This window comes from Lentzea sp. NPDC092896, from assembly GCF_044754905.1.
In the GTDB taxonomy this organism is placed as follows: Bacteria; Actinomycetota; Actinomycetes; order Mycobacteriales; family Pseudonocardiaceae; genus Lentzea.
In genome coordinates this window covers 399,282-419,437 of sequence record NZ_JBIVPX010000001.1, presented here as the reverse complement: position 1 = coordinate 419,437, position 20,156 = coordinate 399,282, and the positions used below count along the sequence as shown (strand labels likewise).

Genomic DNA, 20,156 nt, shown 5'->3' with positions numbered 1-20,156 from the left:
GAGGCATGGCTGCCGCTGGCCTGGCCGACCAAGCAGGCTTGAGCGTCCGGTTGGCGTTTGCTTCACAGCAGACCCGCTTCGTGCAGCTGCAGCGCTACGGCGAACAACCCAGTCGCACCCGTGACGACAGCCAGTCAGTGCCTGAACATCATTCGCGCGTCCTCGCGCTTCTTCTCGTCGTACGAGCTGTCGGTGAACGACGAGATCAAGGAAGCCGTGCAACAGATCATCGAGGATCTGAGAAGCTCCGACAAAACCAGGCTATCCCAAAGAATGATCTTGGAACACTGTCGATCGTCCCTGCGTTCACCTTGGCATGTAGAAGGGTGAGCAGCTTCCCTGGATCGTGTCCGACGAGCTGTGAGCGCGGATCAAACCGCTGCTCCCCGCAGTCACGCATCACGCCGAGCATCCGGGTTGTAAGCAACTGGACGATCACACGGTGTCGTACGGCATCCCGTTTGGTGCTCTCACCGGGATACAGCAGCAGAACAACGCGGACGAAGAGCTTTGAAGGAAGTTCAGCGCGCTTGAGGACACTTGCCCCCAGTCGTGGAACGACGGGGGGCGTGCTCCAGCGTGTTCTTCCAGGTCGCTTTCAACGGGCCCAGCCGAGTAAAGGAGTCGGTGCTCGCACGCAGGCACCGGCCAACAGGGCAAGACGGTCCCGATTCGATGGCAGTTGGCATGATTCTTGAAAGATGCTCACCTTGCCGACCTAGAAGGGGCGCTGCGAACGCTGGAAGAGCCAGTACGTTTCAACATCGTCGAGCACAAGTGATCCCGACAACCACTCAAACAGGGAGGGGCTCGTGAAGAGGCCAGTCGGGCGGTGGCGGATCGTTGAGACGGAGATGTGGGACCAGGAAGCCATCGACCTCGTGAAACCTGGATTCATCGAGTTCACCAATGACGGAACAGGCCGTTTCGGCTTCATAGCCGTAACGGGGCGGATGGACTGCCGGTGGGCGGAATGTGACGGCCAACCGTTCGTCGAGTTCAGCTGGGATGGGGAGGACGATCAAGTGAACGGGCGAGGCTGGGCCGCTCTGGCCCTGGATGGCACACTTTCCGGACACCTGTTCTTCCACATGGGTGACGATTCGAGCTTTCGCGCGACACCCCTCGCCGAGGACAACACCGGGAACGGCCACTGAGCGAATGCTCAGTGGCCGACCATCGCCGACGAGATCTCGATCGCATTGGTACATCCACACGGACTCGACAGGTAGCGTCCACTTCAGCGTGTATTCGTCGAAGTCACCGCTGATCGCGGATCCGAAGCCACCGGTGAACGTCACCACGTTCTTGGCAGTGTCGGCGCTGCCTTGAGGCGATCCGCGCGTGGTTCGAATGCCAGGCCGACACGCCACAGCCGACACATTCGCGTGATCAGCCCGCGGATGACGAAGAGGATGTCGCAGCCCGTGGCCTCAGACGCCGCGACCAGCTCCCCACGCAGATGGGTCAACCTTGGCAGCTACTCAGTTCGTGGGGTCCTGTGGACGAGCAAACTCGGAGCCGGCTGGTCGTCGAGCGGCAGCCGCCTGAGTGACGAGGAACGGTCTCGCGGCTTTGCTTCGGTCACCTGCCAAACGCTTAGCGCTGCCGTCCGCATCGATCCGACGTGACTGCTCACGGCTGAGGCGGCTCGTATCTGATCGGCATGCGGCGCTTGCGCCGAGGAGCATCGGGCCACACGTGACGTGCGATCCAGACGTTCAGGAAGAGGAACGCGATCGCGAAGGCGAAGGTGCACAACCAGCCCAGGAAAACCTGACCCTGCGATCGCACGTCCGGCTGTAACGGCCTGCCGTGCCGCACGGTGTGGACGGCGTACTTCTTGCCGATGTCTTCGGGCATGAGCCACCCCGTCACGGTCGACGTGTACGTCTCTCCACTGGACCTGACCCGGACCTCGGCCTGGCACTCGTAGTAGAAGCCGAAGCCCCGCAATGCCACCGGGCCGCGGCGTTCGCAGGACTTCGCCGTGGCCACCAGATCGGCTTTCGCCAGTTCGCCTGGTTCGACCTGGTTCCAGAAGTGGTTGAAGATCGCGGCGCCGAGCAGGTAGCCGAGCAGTGGAACGATCAGGGCGACGAGGACGCGCCGGAGGGTGTTCACCCGCCTCGCTCCTCTTTCTCCTGGTCTGCTTTCAGCTCGCGCCAGTCCTTCCAGCCTCGGTTGTCGACGATCTTCGCCCCTTCCTTGCGGAACTCTTCGGCCATGGCGGGGCCGATGTCCTTGGGCAGGCCTGTGACGCCATCAAGAACGACCTTCTTCGCGCCGGCTCCCGCGTCCCTCAGCATGGCGCCGACGTTGAAGTCCTTCATCGCCCGCGCGATGTCCGCATTCGCGCCCTGCTTCAGCACGGTCACGAAGTCGTCGCCGCGCTTGGCGAGGTTGACGCTGGCGTTGGCGAGGACGTCGTCAAGCTTCTTGAACAGACCGCCCGCCTTGCCGAACGCCCTGGTGAGCTTCCGGCACCACTCGATGCACTTCTGCGCGTAGCGCACCGCGACGGGGACACCTTCCGCGACGGCACCGGCGATACCCGCGCCCAGCGCCGCCATGGCTGGCGCCCAGCGGATGCAGATGCTGATCAGCTTGCCGATCGCCTCGGTGATCAGGTCGCGCACGATGTCACGGACCACCTTGAGGATGGTCTTGCAGATCGTGATCAGGATCGACATCCCACGCGCCGCCGTGCCGACGGCGCCGTAGGTGTCCGCACGGTCAGCACCGAACTCGCGGTACTTCGCCGAGTCCCTGCCCACCCACTGCCCGGCATCGTTGTCGACGGCCTTCTTGAGGTCGGTGGAGATCTCGTCGAGGTAGCTCGACACCGACGACCACGTCTGCGCCATTCCATCGAGTGTCTGCTGGTCACCGGTCAGCCAGTCAAGCGGCTCCTTGAGGAAGCCGATGTGCTCGAACATCCAGCCGAAGCCCGCGCTGAACAGGTATGCCAGCGGATCGGTCAGCATCTTGCCGATGTCACCTGCCGCGCTGGCGAGGTTGAGCAGGCCCTCGGCCCAGTTGCCATCGGAGAAGCCGCTTACTGCCTCGGTCACGTCGTGGAACAGCCCGGCGCCCTCGGTCTTCGGGGTGTCCTGGCCTTTGCGGATCAACGGGTTCTCGGCGGGGGCCGGAGCAGGCCCCATGCTCGGAGTGCTCATGAATCGCCCGTCTTGAAGCGGCTGGTCTGCTCTTCCTCGTTGTTCTTGACGTCCTCACGCCATGCCTTGACTCGCTTGTGGTGGTCGAGCGCGGCCTCAGCGGCGTCGGTGAGGGTGTTCATCGCCATGTGCTGCGCGGCCGAGCAGAGGGCCGCGAGCGGAATTCCGAGCAGGCCGAACGCTTCGGGGTTCGAGGCCGCGTTGCCCGCTCCGATGGCGGTGCCGATGCGCCCGCCGATCTCGTCCACACGCTTGGCGTGAGCGTCCATCTCGGCGAGATCGATGCGGTAGTTCATCGCAGGATGCTCCCGTTGCCGAAGTCGTCGTCATCGATCGGACGATGCTGCGGCGGACGAGGAGCCTGCTGCGGCCGCGGCGGTGGTGGCGTGTCGTCCTCAATAGAACCCAAGCGGGGCTCTGTCGGCCCCCAGCCTCCGTTCCCCGGCACGTACTGCTCCGGAGGAGGCGGTGGCTGCGCGCTGCGCAGCTTGTCCATCATCAAGTGCATGGTCTCGGAGTCGGCACCCAGCAGCGGTGCCATCGACTCCTGGACAACGCTCGCAATACGGCTCTGCGCCGCCTGCAGGGTGCGCATGACGTCGTGCGCAACGGCTGCACCGTCCTTGCGCTGCAACGCCTGGCCGAGCTGCAATGCGACCAGGTTGCCTGCGTCATTGACGGTCACCGTGATCTGCCCGTCAGGACTGCGCTCAGTGACCTGCAGGTGGGCGAGGTTCTCGCGGATGGCATCGCTCTTGGCCTGCGCCTGCGCGAGCTTGCCTTCGTACTGGCTGAGCAGCTGCTCAGGATCGATCATGCGTCCCCCAGGGTCCCCTCTTACTCAACGCGAGCAGAGAGTAACGGACCGTGCTACGGCATGCAGCTCAATCACGTAGTCCTGATATGGCAGGTTCACGACCAGACCAATGAGCATCGCGAACCGCTCGAGTCCACGGCAGCGACTGGTCAGCAGGGAACCGGAATCGCGACTGAACAGGCCATACGCCTCACGGAGGTTTCGAAGTTCATACCCACCTTTCCGGATCGGCGACACTGGCTCAGTACGACATGCATGTGAGTCGCCGCGAAGCGGGCCATCATGATCATCCGATCCGAGTCCGAGTCCAAGGAACTGTCGGCCCTTACCCCGACCCACCGGACGGCACAGTTCAGCCACCGCCCAACTCTTCCCATGAACGTGACGCGGCTGGAGGGCGTGCCCCTTGACTCCTGCCACGTGGCCGGTAAAGGGGTCCATGGCTTTCTTATCGGATGAAGATGCCTCGTTCTGCCCGCCGAGCCCGTGCGAAAGACACCGAAATATGGGCACAACTACCGAAGCAAAGGGGTCGATGAGCGTCGTGCTCGACCCGGCAGAACTCGGCAAGATCACAAAAAGAGGGTCCTCGCAGTATCTGACCTGCGAGAACCCTCTTGGCCGTCGGGACGACAGGATTTGAACCTGCGACCCCTTGACCCCCAGACAATGAAAAAGGGTCCAGGACGTCCCCGCGAGAACAAAAGGCCAGGTCAGAGCGTAACACCGTCCAGGTCAGGGCTTCACGTCCAGCCACGTCCACCCAGTCTGTGACACGGGTGTGACAGCGGCCCGAGCCCCGTGAGGCCTCCTGATGGATCACCGAGACAACCCTGGCTACAGCCCGAAAAACACTGCATTCGCTACCGTTCGAGCAGCGGGCCAGCCTAAAGACCCCGCGAGAGTCGTGAAATTCTCAGGCCAGCGGGATGCACAGCGACGCATCCCAGACTTTCGCACCAAGAAGAACGCCTCCACCCGCAGCGCCGAAATCGAAGTTGATCGGCACGTAACTTGCCGCGCAGCAAATTCAACTTTTTCAAACAACCAGCCCTGGGGCCAGGTCCACAAAACCTCCAAGCCCAGGAGGAAGAGAGGAGCATTTCCGCCAGACCAGTTCTTCGCCGGCCGCGGTGCACTCAAGCCACCTTATGCGCCCGGCAGGGCTTCATCGCGAGAAGCCCTGAAAACACCCAAGCGCCACATCAACCCCGACCCTATCGTTCTCTGCCCAGGAGAATCGACGTGAGCATCGAAGCGATGAACTGGGCGCTGAATGAGGCTGTCGTTCCGGCCACAGGGCGGGCGAAAGCATCGCATCTGGCCTTCGTGCTTCTTGGACTGGCGAACCACGCGGATTCCGAAGGCAGAAATGCATTCCCTTCAGTAGAACGACTGGCGGGCTACACGCGTCTGTCTGAACGATCCGTGCAATACGCACTACGTGACCTTGAAGAACTGGGTCTGATCACTCGTTCGGATCCCAGCATCGTGGCGGCTCACATCAAGCGAGGCGACCGAAGGCCACGGGGATGGAACCTTGCCATGCACAACGGGGTGCAGATAGTGCACCCCGCGCCCACCAACGGGGTGCACTCCAGGACGAGCGGGGTGCAAATAAGGACCTCACGGGGTGCACACAGTGCACCCGAACCTTCCCTTAACCATCCAGAGAACCTTCGCGCGGGCGAGCGCCGATCTCCGGGCGAACCGTGCGGTAAGTGCGATGGCCGCCCCGGCGAGCCTGTCTCGACCAGGCTCGTGTGGCTCGATCGCGTGGGTGGTGTGTCTAAGTCGAAGCCATGCCCGAGATGCCATCCCGCAGGTATGGATCAGCTCGGGGAGGCACGAGCGTGAAGGTCGTTGAACTCGACGAGCTCGTCGAAGAGATTCGCGGAATCTACGAAAAGGCGCATGCTGCATATGAACCCCGTCCTGGCCGCCCCAAGATCAGGGAACTCACGGGGGCTCCTGATCACGCTGTCCGCAAGGCAATGGAAGTGCTCAGAGCTCAGGCAGACACTTCGGATGTGTCGACTGAGCATGACCTCGGCGTCAGTGCCGTCGTTTCCTTGGATGCCTCAGCTTCGACCAACATCGCGTTGGCTGTGGCAGGCGATGAGTCAGCACGCGACGAGCTCACCATCGCCGCGGCTGAACTCATTGCAAGTAGCGCGCCCGCAGTCGTCGGCGAAGCCAAGTTCGCGAGCGATCGGCTCCTTCACTCCCAGGCTGAAGGGGCGACGAGCAATGTCGAGCAACGTGGTGTCGTGGAGTCGGCGTTGGCTCTCGAGCAGCCGCCAGCAGCAGCTGTTCCAGAGCCAGCGGCCAACGGCCGCGTCGTGGCGTGGACCGGGTTCGTCTTCGGATGCTTCGCCTCCATCGCCGCGAACGTGCTCCACACATGGCTTCCGGCGGCTCAGTACCCGCCAGGATGGGCACCAGGGCTGGCGCCCCAGATCGGTGCCGCGGTCTGGCCGATCGGTCTTCTGCTGTCCGTCGAAGTGCTATCACGCGTTGCGTGGCCGCCAGGCTGGGCATGGAACCTCGCCCGATACGGCGGCACCGGCATAGTTGCCCTCGGTTCCGCAGTCATCTCCTACGGACATCAACGAGACCTTCTCCTGGCCTGGCACTATGGACCGCTCGCCGCCGCAGTCGGACCACTCGTCCTCGACGGCCTCATGGTCATCTCCGGCTTCGCTCTGCTCGCCATAAGCAGGAAGCTGGCCTAGCGCCTTGGGCCCCGGTCCGACGCACGCTGCTGGCGCCAGCACACCACTTCTGGCGCCAGCTAGGAGCCCGACTTCGCCACCGCCTTGTAGAGAATCTCACCGCCCAGCAATCCGTTGTGCACTGCTTCCTCGCGTGCGCGGCGTACTGCGGCACTCGGCTTTGCGCTCGTCGCTGGGTGGTAGCAGGCCACACACGGGGTGCACACACTGCGCCCCGTTGTGGTCACGACTGCCAGAGTTCAACAAAGGGGAAGTCCTTGCATGTTTGCGAGCAGGCAGCATCCCGAAGGTGCTAGCTCAGCACCACTCCTCGGTTGGCCGTCACAGCGCTGCAAGACAGAGCGTCTACGGCAGTCGGGAAGGTCCATCAATTCCCGCCCCACGCACTAGAACTGTTGCCAGGCTTACGGCGCCGCCCGCTCCAACGCTGGCGTCAGCCCAACCGTCTGCTCCCGTTCTGATCAAGGAGCACAACCTGCACGCGCCAGCACTGCCGGCAAGTACCCGCCCAGCGGCAACCGCAAGTCCAGTCCTGGAGAAGTCATCAATCGCCAGCCACCTACTTGGGTTCGCATACCCGCTTGAGCCGCCAATCCTGGCTTGCCGCGCGGCCGAGACGCCGCTGCCCTGGAGACGGCCACGACGCGACAGTGCCCGACAGAACCACGTGACATGTGACCGTAGGACCCGACACGCCAGTCCTGGCTCCTCATCTTCCGGCGACAGTGCCAGAGCTGGCGGGCACCAGCGAAGAACGGCAACACCCAGCGGAGGCCGGCCAGGTACGGCGCCAAGTCTGGCGAGGGTGTCGCACAGCGCACGTCAGCGCTGGCGGAGACACCTGCAGTACCCACCTACGCTGGCGGACACTGATTGAGCACTCCACCAGCCTATGAGTGGTGGTGGCTGCCGAACACGCACCAGGGTTGGCGAACTGCTCGCGAACCACTCCTTCAGCGCTGGCGGAACGGTTCAAGGCACACCAGGGCTGGCAGACAGCGGCCAACTCGGCACCAGAGTTGGCAAGGCGGCTGCCGTGGACACGCCAGCAATGGAGAAAGCCGTGGATCGGCTGGCCGACAAGTTCAGGAGATCAAGCTGATCCGGCGCCGACGCGACGTGATCTCCATCCGCCAACGTGTACACGTGCCGGCCGCCAGTAGCCGCAGGCGCCCATCCGGAGGTCCGCCGCGGCGCTTTGGCCAGCGCCACACGGCCACGCCTTCACACACTCGGCACACTCATCCCCGTCAGCTGGGCCGCCGCTGCGATCCTCGTTGTCGACGTGCCCACCACTGACGCCGGAGTGGAGTAACCACCACGCAAGGCCAATCGGCCGACTGATCGCAGGCGCCCGCCGCGCCATCTCGCGCCGCACCGCCAACCCTCGCTGGCGCCGCAGCTCCGGTACCTAGGCATATGCCAAAGTGCGCTGAAGCCGCCTCTGACCTGTATCCAGCTGGGCACATCTGTGCCCAGCTGGATACAGATGTGTAAGGTGGGCAAGTCGGTAACGTTGGTAAGGTTAAGCGTTTGCCAGCCCACTGACCTGCCGAAACGGGCGGCACACGCAAGCGTGCGCCGCCCGGTCGGTGCTGCTAGCGGACGAAGACGTCGTACAGGAAATGCAGAACCCTGACGCCTAGTCCCATGAGTCCGACGACGTGAGTCGAGCCGCAGGTGCAACTCCGGTTCGGCTTGCGTCTCGGCCTTTTGCCGAAACGCTTGTCGTCTCGCTCGGCCCGTCTGGCCACTGTGTTCCTCCATGCCGACACGACTTGTCGACGTAGGGGGTGTCGGCGTCCCCTACCCACGTGTCGCAGAGGAAGACCAACCAACAGTTGCCATCGAGACCATGCGGTAGCAGCGCAACCACACGTGAGCACACTAGCCGTGATCTCCGGGGCTTTCACAGAACCAGCGAAGGAGATAGCGGAAATGGAGTCGCTTCTTCCCCAGGGCCGATGGGCACCGAGCATCGCAGCAACCCGCGCGCGGCGGACCACCGCCGAGCACCTGGACGCGGTGCAGCGCATGCCTCATGAACTGTGTTCACGAGGGCAGCCCCGCTCGCAACGCGGCGGTCAGCACATCGGGCCCGGCGCTCGGATCCGGGATGCGCGGAAGGTGGTTCGTCCATGACCAACCCAACCCACGTGGATTCACTCAGCACGGCGTCGATCGGACTCTCCTTGGTTCCCACCAATCCGTATGAGTGGATTCTTTACGACGACGGAATGGATTCTTTGAGCGCCAAATTCTCCCTTCTGCGCCACAGCCGATGCCAGTGCGCGGACCGCATTCGTTCCAGAGATCTGAGCATACGGGGCCAATCGTATAAGAGCGGCCTCGGGTCTCCCGACCTGTGTTCCTTCCGCCATCCCATGATCGGTATTTGAAGGAGGGGGCGCGCCATCACAAATTCCAATGCGACAGAAAAAGCCTGGTCAGACCACGTGCCGTCGGCTTCGAGATCACGTCGTCGATTCACTGTTCCAGCTCGTCCGCCGCGCGGCGGGGGCCAGTCCAGCGGATCGTCCTAACGCCAGCAGGAAAGCACGCAGCGGCTGTCGTCGATGGCGTCGAGCTCGATCACGATCATCAGATGCAGTCGTGGTTCGACGGGAAGCGGAAATTTGCCTTCCTGACGGTCCTGCTGCTCGGTAGTGCGTCGCAGGGTGTGAATCTTCTGCGCCGCCGCGGCGTGCTCACCGTTTGGGGCGTCAACGCGTTCCTGATGCTTCTTCCACGTTGGCAGGTACAGGCTTGAGCTTGTGCTGGCTGCAGGCGGCAGCCTTGAGCGTGAGCTCGCACGGCAGGTCCGGGCATCAGCAACTCACCGCTGCGACCGCGGTGGCTTGCGTGCACTACGACGCGGTGCCGCAGCGCCTCCAAGCCGGCATAGACCTGGATCGTGCGGCCCGGTGGAGTAGTCGTCAGATCTGGTGGCGGCCTCACCCCCGCCGAGGCCAGGACGTCGACCAGATCTCCGCCTCGGCCGACCTATCGGAGCGTCGACTCGGCGGGGCTGTCCTAGGTGACTGTGAAGCCGAGCTCCCCAGCACCCGCACCGTAGTGTCCGCCAGCGAGCTCGGCACCAGCTGTAGTGACCACGAGCGCTGGCTGACAGCGGTCAAACTCGGCGCCAGGGCTGGCGAGGCGGATGCTGGGGACACACCAGTAATGACGAAAGCTGCGGATCAGCTGGCCGGCACCGGCGGGCACCACCGAAGAACGGCAACACCCCAGCAGACACCGATCACGTACGGCACCAGTTCTGGTGAGGCCTCCGCAAGCGCGCTTCAGCGCTGGCGGAGCCACCTGCGGATCACCCGCCAGCGCTGGCGTACTGATGAACCAAACCGTCAGCGTAAGCAAGCCGGCTGCCGAACACGCACCAGCGCTGGCGAACGGCTCGCAATCCTTTCTCCAGCGCTGGGCGAGCAGTTCGCTGACCACTGCTCCAGCGCTGGCGGGTTGCAAAGCACACACCAGCCCTGGCGAGGCAGCCGCCGTGGATGCACGAGCGCGGGCGCGCCGCTTTCAGAGCAACACCAGCGCCGGCGGACAGCGGTCAAACTCAGCACCAGAGCTGGCGAGGCCGCTGCTGTGGACCACCAGTACAGGCGAAGGTCACGGGTCGGCTGGCCCCACGAGTGGCGACCAACCCCAGTCTGCGCCAGTGGCTTATGCCGCCCTCGACAGGCTCCGGTCGCGCTCATTGCTCTGACCTGCATCGATACGTCAGCCCAGGCCCATATAGAGCACCAGGCGAAGAACGGACCCCAACGGCCTCGACACAGCGGCAGTGGCGGCGTGCGCACGACAGAGAACGGATTGCAGCTCACCAACGAACATCACAGGCCATTTCCGAGGCACGCACACCGTGTCACTGACCTGCACGCATGGCCGCATCGCTAGCACTTCCCTAGCGGGTCCGCTATGGTTGTGTACGTGGCAGAGCTGAGTGTGCGAGAAGCTGCTGAACGCCTGGAGGTCAACCAGGCGCGTATTCGCGCGCTACTGGCAGCCGGCCAGCTTGCGGGACGTCGCATTGGATCGCAGTGGGTAGTGCATGACGATGCTGTGCAGGCCCGGCTGGAGATCGCGGCGTCAGACCGCGGCCGTCCTCTGTCGACCAGAAGCGCCTGGTGCGCAGCCGCTCTGCTGGACAAGCAAGAGGTGTCATGGCTGAGTACCAGTGAGCGATCACGGCTGCGTGCTCGACTGAGCCGTCACCCTTCCAGCGAGGTGTGCACCTACCGCTGGTGGATGCAGCGACGCGCCCGCACCGTCCGCTATCGCGTCGCGGGAAGTGACATCCCCGAGCTACTCAAGGATCAGGGCGTGGTCGCAGGCGGCATCAGCGCAGCCAGCCACTACGCACTCGGTCTCGCTTTCGGCGGTGAGGCAGAGATCTACGTCAACGGATCAGACGCGGCGCGGCTTGTCGACGAGTTCTTCCTCGTCGAGTCGGATCAGGGCAACTTGCTCGTCCACATCGACGACAGCGGTATGCAGTGGCATCAGCGCACAGCGGCAGGCACGGATAACGGTCTGGTGGCCCCCCGCCTTGTCGTCGCGGCTGATCTCATGGACAGCGCTGACTCGAGAAGCCGCAGCGCCGGTGCTCAACTGCTGGAGCAGGCACTGAGCACCGTCCTGAGGAGCACTACCCTCGTTGCCGCCTGACGACGTCCTAGCTGGAAGCCATGAGGTACTGGACGCTCTTGCGTTGACCAGCGGTCAGACTCGTGACCAAGTTGATGCAGCGTTCCGTGCCGCGGCGGCGGCAAACGGCATCACCGCCGCCGCGGCACCAGACAACGTCCTGGCAGAGCTCGAAGGGGTTATCAGGCACGTACAGCAGACCCCTATTGCCTACGACATCAAACCTGCGGTGACCAAACCGCTCATGGCAATGCTCGCTGCGCCGCCGCAGGTCCCGGAAGCGGTCATTCAGGCATGGCATTTCCTGCGGAAGACGCTTCCGCTGAGGATCACCCTGGTTGATCGCGCACCGGTGAAGCTGCCGATCATGCCGGACACACAAGCGGCTGCGTGGTCTGTGATTCTCAAGTTCGAGGACAGCCTGGATTGCCATTGGTCGCTCATCGGCGGCCAGATGGTCGCGTTCACGTGCACCGAGCACGGATACCCGGAGCACAGAGCAACGGACGACGGCGACATCATCCTCGGAGTCTGGCTCGACCGCACCGCATTCAGACAGGCGATCAGCCTTCTCAGCACACACGGATTCGCTGAGGACAGAACATCCGACGACTACGGCTACAGATACAGGCGAGACGCTTACACCACCATCGATCTGCTGCTCCCGGAAGGGATTCACGAGCAAAAAACCGCCCCGACCACGAGCTCGAACAGATCGGGGCTTGAGGTGCCTGGCGGCAACCAGGCACTGATCCGCAGTGAACGCGTGCCAGTACAGCTCGGCACGACAACCGGATTCGTCCGGCGCCCCAACCTGCTCGGTGCGCTGGTCGCCAAATCTGCGGCAGCTGTCACCGACACCCGTGACCCAGATCGTCACAAGGAGGACATCGCCGTCCTCGGACAGATCGCCCTCACAGCCGGCGCCTACCGATCCATGCAACGGGAGAGCAAGGGCAAGGACCGCAGGCGGCTCAGACGAGCGTTGCTACTCATGCCAGAAACACACGCGGCATGGCGAGGAATCGCTGAACCTCGCGAAGTGCGCTCAGCGTTGGAGCGTCTCGCAACCGTCAACGTTCGCGGCTCATCAAGGTCGTTGGCGTAGGCCTCGCGCCGCTGCGCGAACCACGCCCAGGCGCCGGAGTCTCATGCCTGGGCCAGCGAACGCATGTGGTCGATGTCCAAGCTCGTCGTATCGGTGACGTAGGCGTCGTCGTACGCGGAGTACCAGGGCCCGACGCCTGTGAGCGCCGGTCCTTGGCGGCGCAACCGCCTCCTGCTGCAGCACCTCGGCGACTGGCAACCGGACGGTATCTGGAACCTGCGCAATCGCTGATGCCTAAGCTGCGGTTACCGACCTGCGTCGATGGGTCTTCACATGACGTTGGTCGACGATCCACGCGCCTTTCAGTGGCTTTTCCCCGCCGCAGCCGTACAGCCGGGCGCGCTGCTATCACCTACGACGTCGCGGTGGAGTCGGTGTCCGGAGCGCGACCCGGATCAGGAGCAACCGCCTCCTCATGATGGCCCGCCTGGTTGAGTTGTCGGCGCAGTTTTGCCGCTTCACGCTGGTAGATGGGTTCGTACAGCTCGGGGTCCTGGTCGGCACACGCTCGCCATACAGCCACCATGTCGCGTTTCGCACGAAGGGCGCCGTCGAGGTCTCCCACCTGCGCGAAGCCGACCGCCAGATTGTTCAGTAAGGTGGCCAGGTCGGGGCGGTAGCGGTCGGGCTCGGCTGCCGCCAGTTCTCGCTTGATAGCGACGGCCTGCTTGACAGCGGTCAACGCCTTCTGAGGCCGGCCCACGCCACTCAAACACGCCCCAAGGTTATCCAGCGAGGCGGCCAGATCGGGACGGTACCGGTCGGGCTCCACTGTCGCCAGCTTTCGCACGATGGCGACGGCTTGCTCGACAGCGGTTAACGCCTCCTGAGGCCTGCCCACACCGCTCAACCGCATGCTGAGGTTAATCAGCGAGGCGGCGAGGTCGGGGCGGTAGCGGTCGGGCTCGGCTGCCGCCAGTTCCCGTCGGATGGCGACGGCCTGCTCAACAGCGGTCAACGCCTCCTGAGGCCTGCCCAGTTCGGCTAAATAGTCACCGAGGTTGCTTAGCGAGCCGGCCAGGCCGGGGCGGTAGCGGTCGGGCTCGGCTGCCGCCAGTTCCCGTCGGATGGCGACGGCCTGCTCAACAGCGGTCAACGCCTCCCGAGGCTGGCCCAGTTCGGCTAAATAGATCCCAAGGTTGCTTAGCGAGCCGGCCAGGCCGGGGCGGTAGCGGTCGGGCTCGGCTGCCGCCAGTTCCCGTCGGATGGCGACGGCCTGCTCAACAGCGGTCAACGCCTCCCGAGGCCGGCCCACACCGCTCAAACAGATCCCGAGGGTGTGCAGCGTATCGCCCAGCTCTGGGCGGTAGCGGTCGGGCTCGGCTACCGCCAGTTCTCGCTTGATGACGACGGCCTGCTCAACAGCGGTCAACGCCTCCCGAGGCCGGCCCACACCGCTCAAACAGACCCCGAGGTTGTTCAGCGAGTCGGCTAGGGCGGGGCGATACCGGTCAGGTTCAGCCTCCGCCAGCTCCCGTCGGATGGCGACGGCCTGCTCGACGACGGTCAACGCCTCCCGCCACCGGCCCACGTCGCCTAAAAAGGCTTCGAGGGCGATCAGCGAGTCGGCTAGGGCGGGGCGATACCGGTCAGGTTCAGCCTCCGCCAGCTCCCGTCGGATGGCGACGGCCTGCTCGACGACGGTCAACGCCTCCCGCGACCGGCCCACGTCCCTCAAATCGATCCCAAGGTCGTTCAGCGAGGTGGCCAGCTCAGGACGATGGTTGTCAGGTTGCGCTTCCACCAGCATCTGAAAGTGCTCGACGTGGAGGCGGGTCAAGGCAAGACGCAGGTGGGGTAGCGCAGTGGTGCGGTCAAGTGCAATGAGCCGTATGCGGAGGTCGACGTCGACGCAATGAGGGTCAATAAGAGAGGAAAGGGCAAGGTCGAGGGGGCGGCCGGTGACGCCGGTGGCGAGGACGGAAGTTAAAGCGTCCGGCAACAGATCAGGTCGGCGAATCAGTGGGGCGGTGAGATGGGCGCGCGCATCTCGGAACGTGGCGTAGGCGAAGGTCAGCACCGATGCCGCGGCGGGGATGTCGTCATCGTGGAGCAGATTCGGCGTCCGGGTAAGAATGTCGAGCACGAGTCGCTCGCCGACCAGGTGCGGCTGTAGGTCCGGGCGGTGGTCGCGACCGGGCGGGTAGCGGCGGCGTGCCCAGCGGGCCACAGCGACCCGGGACTCCTGTGCGGTGTCGTGGGAGAACTGGGGCACCCGACGCAGCAGTTCAGCTGCTTCTTCCGTGCCCGACGCGGGCAACAGCAGCAACACAGCCAGCGCCTCGGCCAACACCTCGGTATCGCATCCCGCCGGTAACCGAGGCAGATCGGACTGCCAGGATCGCTGCTCCAGGCTCACCAGTTCGGTCATCAGATCGGTCAGTGACCAGGTGCGGATGTCGCTGCGGCCCAGCACGGCCAGCAGGGCGCGGGCGTGCAGCATCAACGGGGTGTCCCCGTCGGTACCGACCGGTCGGTCGGGCAGGTCCGGCGCGGGCACACGCCACTCACGGGCGTATGCCCGCGCCGCCTCGACGAACCACCGCTGCCGGTCTTCGGCCTCGCCCACCGGACCGAGGACCTCCACACCGGCCAGCCGTGGCCGTACTTCGTCGGGTAGCAACCGCAAGGCGGCGTCGGTGCGCGCCAGCAGCAACACGCGGATCAGGTCCGGATGCCGCACAGCACCGGCGACTAGAGTCTCCACGGCGGATACCGCAACGCTCTCGGTGTCGTCGACGATCACCAGCGTGCGATCCCCCGCGGCGGCGATCCGCTCCACCAACCCGGCCGCATCGTCGCGCAGACGACCCGCCACCCAGCCCGCCGGCAGCGCCGCGGCGACGGCCAGAGCGAGGCGGCTCTTGCCCACCCCCGCCGGCCCCGTCACCACCCGCACCACATCCGCCCCCGACGCCGAGGCGACGCACCAGGCCACCAGGCGATCACGCATCCCGCTGCGCCCCCACAACGGCGTAGGAGTGAACGGCGCTGTCAACCACCCCACCACCGCACCCACCTGGAGCACCGAACCATCCCGCCCCACCGGGGACTCGTCCGCCACCGGAGACGGCGGCACCGGCGGCCTCAACGGCCGCAACAACTCGTCACGGGCATCCCGCAGGCCCTGCTGATCCTCCACCGCCTGCCGCACCGACAGCCCCGCCTGCATCAGCACGAACGCCACCAGGCCGCAGGTCAGCGCCCAGGAGAACTCCTCGGTGGCCAGATTGGTCATCACACCCACTCCGGCTGCCACCGGCACCGACACCACGCCATGCCAGACCCGGAACGCCCACAACCGCTTCACACCACCACTGTCGCGCACATCCCCACCCGCGTAACGATCAGCTTCAAATCCGGTTGAAGTAGGCCTGCAGGCGGTGCCCTCAGAACTCATCTGGTGCTTTGGTCGGCGCCAGCCGGCCAATAGGTTCACATGCCCAGAGGGGGAAATCAGCGGCGAGGCTGTGACGTGGTGTTCAGGACTGAGGAGCGCAACAGTCCGCAATAGGCGAGAGAAGCGGCGGCAAGCGCCGCAGCGCGGCGATCGCACTCGCCATCATCGCCGCGCTCGTGGTTGCCCTGGCCACTATCGTCGGCGCGATCCCGTTGTCGCCGGAATCGCCGCACTCGCCGGAAGTGGTGGCGCAGCCGTCGCGAGAATCAGCCGCGAGCGACGCAGGAGACGTTCCAAGGCGCTGATCGATGACGTCGACCCGTGACCTCTCAACGGAGGACAAAGGCTCTCACCACACCAGCAGAGAGCAGCTCACCCACAGCCATCACGAACGCCAGCACCGGATCGATCACGCTGTCGACCGAATGGTCTGTCAGGGACGGGAGCCCAAGACCTATCTCGCCAGTCCTGGCTCCCCGCCTTGCCGCGACGGATCCAGCATTGGCGAGTACCAGCGAAGAACGGCAACACCCAGCGGACGCTGGTCGAGTAAGGCACCAGGTCTGGCGAGGCTGTGGCACAGCGCGCTTCAGGGCCGGAGAAGCCACCTGCGGCACGCCCACCAGAGCTGGCGGATGCTGATGAAGCACTCCACCAGTGCAGGAGCGGTGAATTCCGAACACGCACCAGCACTGGCGAACCACTCCTCCAGTGCTGGTGGAGCGGTTTCACAACACACCAGCACTGGCGAAGCAGCTGCCGTGGACACACGTGCGGTGACATGTCGCTTCAGTACGCACCTGCGCTGGCCGACAACGATCAACTCGGCACCAACGTTGGTGAGGTGGCTGCTGTGGACACACCAGCACTGGCGAACGCCGCGGATCGGCTGACCGACAGGTGGCAGGAGATCACCGGTGCTCCATCTTCGTCGGCGAGCGCTTCGCGCGCGTACCTCGTCGAGGCTCGTACAGCTACGCGAAGGTCGCGCGGACTTCCTCCATCGCAGCGGGCTCATACCCGTGTGAGCCGCCCACAGCGAACATCGTGGTATCCCACAACCGCTCGAGCCGATGGCTCGGAGTGAGCAGCACGCCGACCACGCCCTGCCGGTCGGCGGCCTCACGGCCGTGCAGGTCGTAGTGGAAAAGGTCCACCCGGCTGTGGAAATGGTGCCGAAGATCCTCGTTGAATTGCGAAGCGACCATGAAAACCATCGGGGTGAACGCATCAGGATTGGGTGCGACAAGTCGGGTTTCGGTGCGAATCCCCTCCCCTGTCCACGAGCCCAAAGCGGAGATGAACCCCAGCAGCGTCCGCCCGAGTTCGGTCCGCGCTTCAACCGGAAGACTGTCGAGTTCGGCGAGAACCTTGATCCGATCCGCCTCCCGCTCCTCCTCGAGCGGAGTACGCGCGATGTCCTCCATGATGACCCGCAACAGCAGGTGAGCCGCCATGTCGTCGCGTCCGGCCGGGTTCAGGGGTGCTCGTGCGGTAGACACCGCAGGGCCGAGTCCGGCGAGCTCAGGAGCGACGGGATCAGGTTCCGCTTCAAGATCTGCCAACGCGAACTCGTGGTATCGACGCGGTTCACCGCCCAGCTTCACCCGTTCGCCGGAGACGCGATGCAGGTAGGCCAGCACCGCGCTGGTCGAGTAGAGATGGTTGAACAGGAACTCCCAGTCTCGCCGCATCAGTACAACCGCCGGCGTGTTGCCCTGTCCTGATGGAGGCAGGTATCCCTCCGGCACTTCAGGATGGTCGACGATCACGACCGACAGCCACTGGTAGGTGGCCCCGGCAACGATGATCGACCGCCCCCTGGCGTTGGTCAGGATCGCGGGAGTGTTGGTCAGGCGTCGGATCGTTCCGTTCGCCTGCCTGTGAGCCTTCTCGATGTTCTTGGTGAGCCAAGAGGACTCCTTGGACGCGACGCTGCAGGAAGCCTCTTCGCGGCTCTTGATCTGCAGCACGGCAGCACGGGAGCCGACAATCACGATCCCGTCACCCAGCTCGCGCATGCCGGAGCCGTTGCGTTGCTGCTTCGGCAGGAACACGAAATCCGGCATGCCGAATACGGAGGCGGCACGGCGGGAAGCGTCCTCAACCGCGTACCCCCGCTCGTCATCTGCGGGCAACGGCGAGGCATCCGGGATGCGCCGTATGAAGGTGCCGTCGGCCGTCTCCAGCACCAGCGTCAACTCCGCCATGGCTACCTCCACCTACGCCGCTCGTCCGTTCGGGGCAGCGTAGGCGGAGGTAGCACCTCGACACTGCTCAACCCCACGTGCTGTGCTCGCGCTTCCACCTCGCCTCGACCTTGGCGCCAACTCTTCGCGCAGGTCATCCTCGGTGCGGTCGTGCGTCGCTGCGAGAGCGGCCAGGATGAGGCCCGCGTCCTCGTGGTGCTCCGCAACGGCGTGCCGGTTGCCGGCCACGCTGCGCTGGCCAGGTACCGGGCGTAGCTCAGCAGCTCGCAGTACTCGCGTCGTGCGCTGAACTCGGTCATGATCACCCGCTGTGCTAGGTCCGCGCCGGAAGGCCGCCAGACGCCGTGATCGCCTTCGCGGCCTCCGCTTTCGCCCGCTCGGCCTTCTGCTCATCTCGCGCGAGCTGCTCCGGGGTCTTGATCCTGCTGGGCCAGTTCCGGACCTCGACCGGGGAACTCGGGTAGCAATCGGTACAGGTGGCCGGCGAGATCGACGATCTCGGCTACTGACCACGAGCGCTGGTATACAGCGGTCAAACTCGGCACCAGAACTGGCGAGGTGGCTGCCGTGGACGCACACCAGCAGTGAGGAAGCTGCGGATCAGCTGGCCGAGGCTGGCGGGCACCAGCGAAGAACGGCAACACCCCAGCAGACACCGGTCACATGCGGCACCAGATCTGGTGAGGCGGCCGCGAGCGCACTTCCGCGCTGGCGGAGTCACCTGCCGACCACCAGCCAGCGCTGGCGTACTGATGAACCAAGCGGTCAGCGCAAGGAAGGCAGCTGCCGAACACGCACCAGCGCTGACGAACGGCTCGCAATCCTTTTCCCAACGCTGGCCGAGCCGCTCGCTGACCACTTCTCCAGCGCTGGTGAGTTGCAGAGCATGCACACCAGCGCTGGCGAGGCAGATGCAGTGGACGCACGGACGCGGACTCGCCACCTTCAGTGCACACCAGCGTCGGCGGACAACGGTCAAACTCGGCACCAGAACTGGAGACATTCACTGGCTTGTCGCCAGGGCTGGTGGCGTTCGGGTCGGCTGGCAATCAGGACTGGCGCCCTCGCTCGCAGCCGGCCGAGAACCAACGCTCTAGGCTCGTGCCTATGCGTGACGATGACCTGAGCGCTTCGCGCTGGTACAGGCTCACTGCGGAGATCGAACTTGAGGTGGTCGACGCTGAGGCCCTGCGACAAGCAGCGTCAGCGCACATCGACGCGATGCATTTCGTTGTCAACACGGAACGTGGGCAGACGCAGGACGATGCACGGGCCGCCGAGCGTCGGGAAGTTGCCAGCGATGCTGTCGCCGCGATTGGGCTGCTCGCAGATCCTGAGAGCGTCTTGGATCAAGCGTTCATCCAGATCGGCAGTACAACACACTGGGTTGAGGAGACTGAACGAGACGGCTCCGCCAAAACGCCCGTACCAGACTTCGCCTCGCTGTTCGCACCATGCAAATGCAATGGATCTTCATGTCCCAGGTGCGATGCCTTTCAGCTGACACCCCGTTCAGCGGCGGTCTTGTGGCGAGTGCTCGTGTTTCTCGCTGATCAGGCTTTCGATGATGTGCTCGCACACGGAGACACGCCCGTCGACCATCGCGTGCACTGGATGGTGTTCGACAAGCTTCCCTTGATGACATGGAAGCGAGATGCCATCTGGCGCAGGCAGGTGGCGCGCTCGTTCGACGATCTCGCGGCAGATCTCGAAACAGGGCGGCCACCTCTACCGCGTTGCCTCGCGGAGACGTTGTTGCTTCACCTGGCCATCCTCACCGGGGAGGACGCGGTCGAGGATGGTTGGGCCGGCTTGAACGGTGAGTTCAGGAGCCTCCCTCAGCACGCGGAGGACTTTGCCTGGACGGTGGTCGAAGACTTTTTGAGGCTCGACAGCCGTTTTCGTGTGCTCTGCAGCAACGGCGGAGCCGGACACGATGACTTCGGGAAGCTGCATGACTTCTACTCATCGACGTGGTTCGCTCCCTCAGGGAACTTGCAGCCGAGGGATCCGCGCAGGCCGTTTCGGCGCTGAGC

At 64.5% G+C, this 20,156-nt stretch carries 14 protein-coding genes; 7 read left to right on the top strand and 7 right to left on the bottom strand.

Annotation, left to right across the window (positions count from 1 at the left end):
* Positions 1 to 812: 812 nt before the first annotated feature.
* Positions 813 to 1,157 (top strand): hypothetical protein, encoded by a 345-nt coding sequence (locus ACIQF0_RS02240; protein WP_401023590.1) that lies wholly within the window; start codon positions 813 to 815, stop codon positions 1,155 to 1,157.
* Positions 1,158 to 1,635: 478 nt separating this feature from the next.
* Here ACIQF0_RS02240 and ACIQF0_RS02235 read toward each other — a convergent pair whose 3' ends face one another.
* From ACIQF0_RS02235 to ACIQF0_RS02220, 4 genes are read right to left on the bottom strand one after another with little or no spacing between them, the layout of a single operon-like run.
* On the bottom strand, positions 1,636 to 2,124 hold the full coding sequence (locus tag ACIQF0_RS02235) for a DUF6346 domain-containing protein (RefSeq protein WP_401023588.1): 489 nt from the start codon (positions 2,122 to 2,124) through the stop codon (positions 1,636 to 1,638).
* Positions 2,121 to 3,179: a hypothetical protein gene (locus ACIQF0_RS02230; protein ID WP_401023587.1), complete on the bottom strand. Its 1,059-nt coding sequence runs from the start codon at positions 3,177 to 3,179 to the stop codon at positions 2,121 to 2,123. The genes ACIQF0_RS02235 and ACIQF0_RS02230 overlap by 4 nt, the downstream gene beginning before the upstream one ends.
* The gene (locus ACIQF0_RS02225; RefSeq protein ID WP_401023586.1) at positions 3,176 to 3,475 is read right to left on the bottom strand and encodes a hypothetical protein; all 300 of its coding nucleotides are present in this window, start codon (positions 3,473 to 3,475) and stop codon (positions 3,176 to 3,178) included. The genes ACIQF0_RS02230 and ACIQF0_RS02225 overlap by 4 nt, the downstream gene beginning before the upstream one ends.
* On the bottom strand, positions 3,472 to 3,996 hold the full coding sequence (locus ACIQF0_RS02220) for a YbaB/EbfC family nucleoid-associated protein (RefSeq protein WP_401023584.1): 525 nt from the start codon (positions 3,994 to 3,996) through the stop codon (positions 3,472 to 3,474). Before ACIQF0_RS02220 ends, ACIQF0_RS02225 begins: the two co-directional genes overlap by 4 nt.
* 1,260 nt (positions 3,997 to 5,256) lie before the next feature.
* Here ACIQF0_RS02220 and ACIQF0_RS02215 point away from each other — a divergent pair.
* Both ACIQF0_RS02215 and ACIQF0_RS02210 read left to right on the top strand, forming a co-directional pair.
* A complete protein-coding gene (locus ACIQF0_RS02215; protein ID WP_401027655.1) occupies positions 5,257 to 5,853 on the top strand; it encodes a helix-turn-helix domain-containing protein in 597 nt (198 codons plus the stop codon).
* Positions 5,850 to 6,731 carry a hypothetical protein gene (locus ACIQF0_RS02210; protein ID WP_401023583.1) on the top strand — a complete coding sequence of 294 codons (882 nt, stop codon included), beginning with the start codon at positions 5,850 to 5,852 and terminating at the stop codon, positions 6,729 to 6,731. Before ACIQF0_RS02215 ends, ACIQF0_RS02210 begins: the two co-directional genes overlap by 4 nt.
* 2,224 nt (positions 6,732 to 8,955) lie before the next feature.
* Here ACIQF0_RS02210 and ACIQF0_RS02205 read toward each other — a convergent pair.
* Entirely contained in the window at positions 8,956 to 9,222 is a 267-nt protein-coding gene (locus tag ACIQF0_RS02205) for a hypothetical protein (protein ID WP_401023581.1), read from the bottom strand.
* Between ACIQF0_RS02205 and ACIQF0_RS02200 the strand changes: the two genes are divergently transcribed.
* The 3 genes from ACIQF0_RS02200 to ACIQF0_RS02190 all read left to right on the top strand — a co-directional run bounded on the left by ACIQF0_RS02200 (position 9,127) and on the right by ACIQF0_RS02190 (position 12,510).
* The gene (locus tag ACIQF0_RS02200) at positions 9,127 to 9,501 is read left to right on the top strand and encodes a hypothetical protein (protein WP_401027798.1); all 375 of its coding nucleotides are present in this window, start codon (positions 9,127 to 9,129) and stop codon (positions 9,499 to 9,501) included. The two genes, ACIQF0_RS02205 and ACIQF0_RS02200, sit on opposite strands and share 96 nt — an antisense overlap.
* Positions 9,502 to 10,685: 1,184 nt before the next feature.
* Positions 10,686 to 11,423, top strand: coding sequence for a helix-turn-helix domain-containing protein (locus ACIQF0_RS02195; RefSeq protein WP_401023580.1), 738 nt, complete (start codon positions 10,686 to 10,688; stop codon positions 11,421 to 11,423).
* Positions 11,424 to 11,466: 43 nt separating this feature from the next.
* The gene (locus tag ACIQF0_RS02190; RefSeq protein ID WP_401023578.1) at positions 11,467 to 12,510 is read left to right on the top strand and encodes a hypothetical protein; all 1,044 of its coding nucleotides are present in this window, start codon (positions 11,467 to 11,469) and stop codon (positions 12,508 to 12,510) included.
* A gap of 352 nt (positions 12,511 to 12,862) precedes the next feature.
* On the opposite strand, the gene ACIQF0_RS02185 is transcribed toward ACIQF0_RS02190, so the two are convergent.
* Positions 12,863 to 15,820: a tetratricopeptide repeat protein gene (locus tag ACIQF0_RS02185; RefSeq protein WP_401023576.1), complete on the bottom strand. Its 2,958-nt coding sequence runs from the start codon at positions 15,818 to 15,820 to the stop codon at positions 12,863 to 12,865.
* A gap of 1,064 nt (positions 15,821 to 16,884) precedes the next feature.
* Positions 16,885 to 18,120 (bottom strand): hypothetical protein, encoded by a 1,236-nt coding sequence (locus tag ACIQF0_RS02180; RefSeq protein WP_401023574.1) that lies wholly within the window; start codon positions 18,118 to 18,120, stop codon positions 16,885 to 16,887.
* 1,107 nt (positions 18,121 to 19,227) lie between these two features.
* Here ACIQF0_RS02180 and ACIQF0_RS02175 point away from each other — a divergent pair.
* Positions 19,228 to 20,154 carry a hypothetical protein gene (locus ACIQF0_RS02175; RefSeq protein WP_401023573.1) on the top strand — a complete coding sequence of 309 codons (927 nt, stop codon included), beginning with the start codon at positions 19,228 to 19,230 and terminating at the stop codon, positions 20,152 to 20,154.
* Positions 20,155 to 20,156 lie beyond the last annotated feature (2 nt).

Bases quoted from the DNA above. Each gene is read 5' to 3' on its own strand.
- ACIQF0_RS02230 (WP_401023587.1), bottom strand. From the start codon at position 3,179: ATGAGCACTCCGAGCATGGGGCCTGCTCCGGCCCCCGCCGAGAACCCG.
- ACIQF0_RS02175 (WP_401023573.1), top strand. From the start codon at position 19,228: ATGCGTGACGATGACCTGAGCGCTTCGCGCTGGTACAGGCTCACTGCG.
- ACIQF0_RS02215 (WP_401027655.1), top strand. From the start codon at position 5,257: ATGAACTGGGCGCTGAATGAGGCTGTCGTTCCGGCCACAGGGCGGGCG.
- ACIQF0_RS02225 (WP_401023586.1), bottom strand. From the start codon at position 3,475: ATGAACTACCGCATCGATCTCGCCGAGATGGACGCTCACGCCAAGCGT.
- ACIQF0_RS02180 (WP_401023574.1), bottom strand. From the start codon at position 18,120: ATGGCGGAGTTGACGCTGGTGCTGGAGACGGCCGACGGCACCTTCATA.
- ACIQF0_RS02220 (WP_401023584.1), bottom strand. From the start codon at position 3,996: ATGATCGATCCTGAGCAGCTGCTCAGCCAGTACGAAGGCAAGCTCGCG.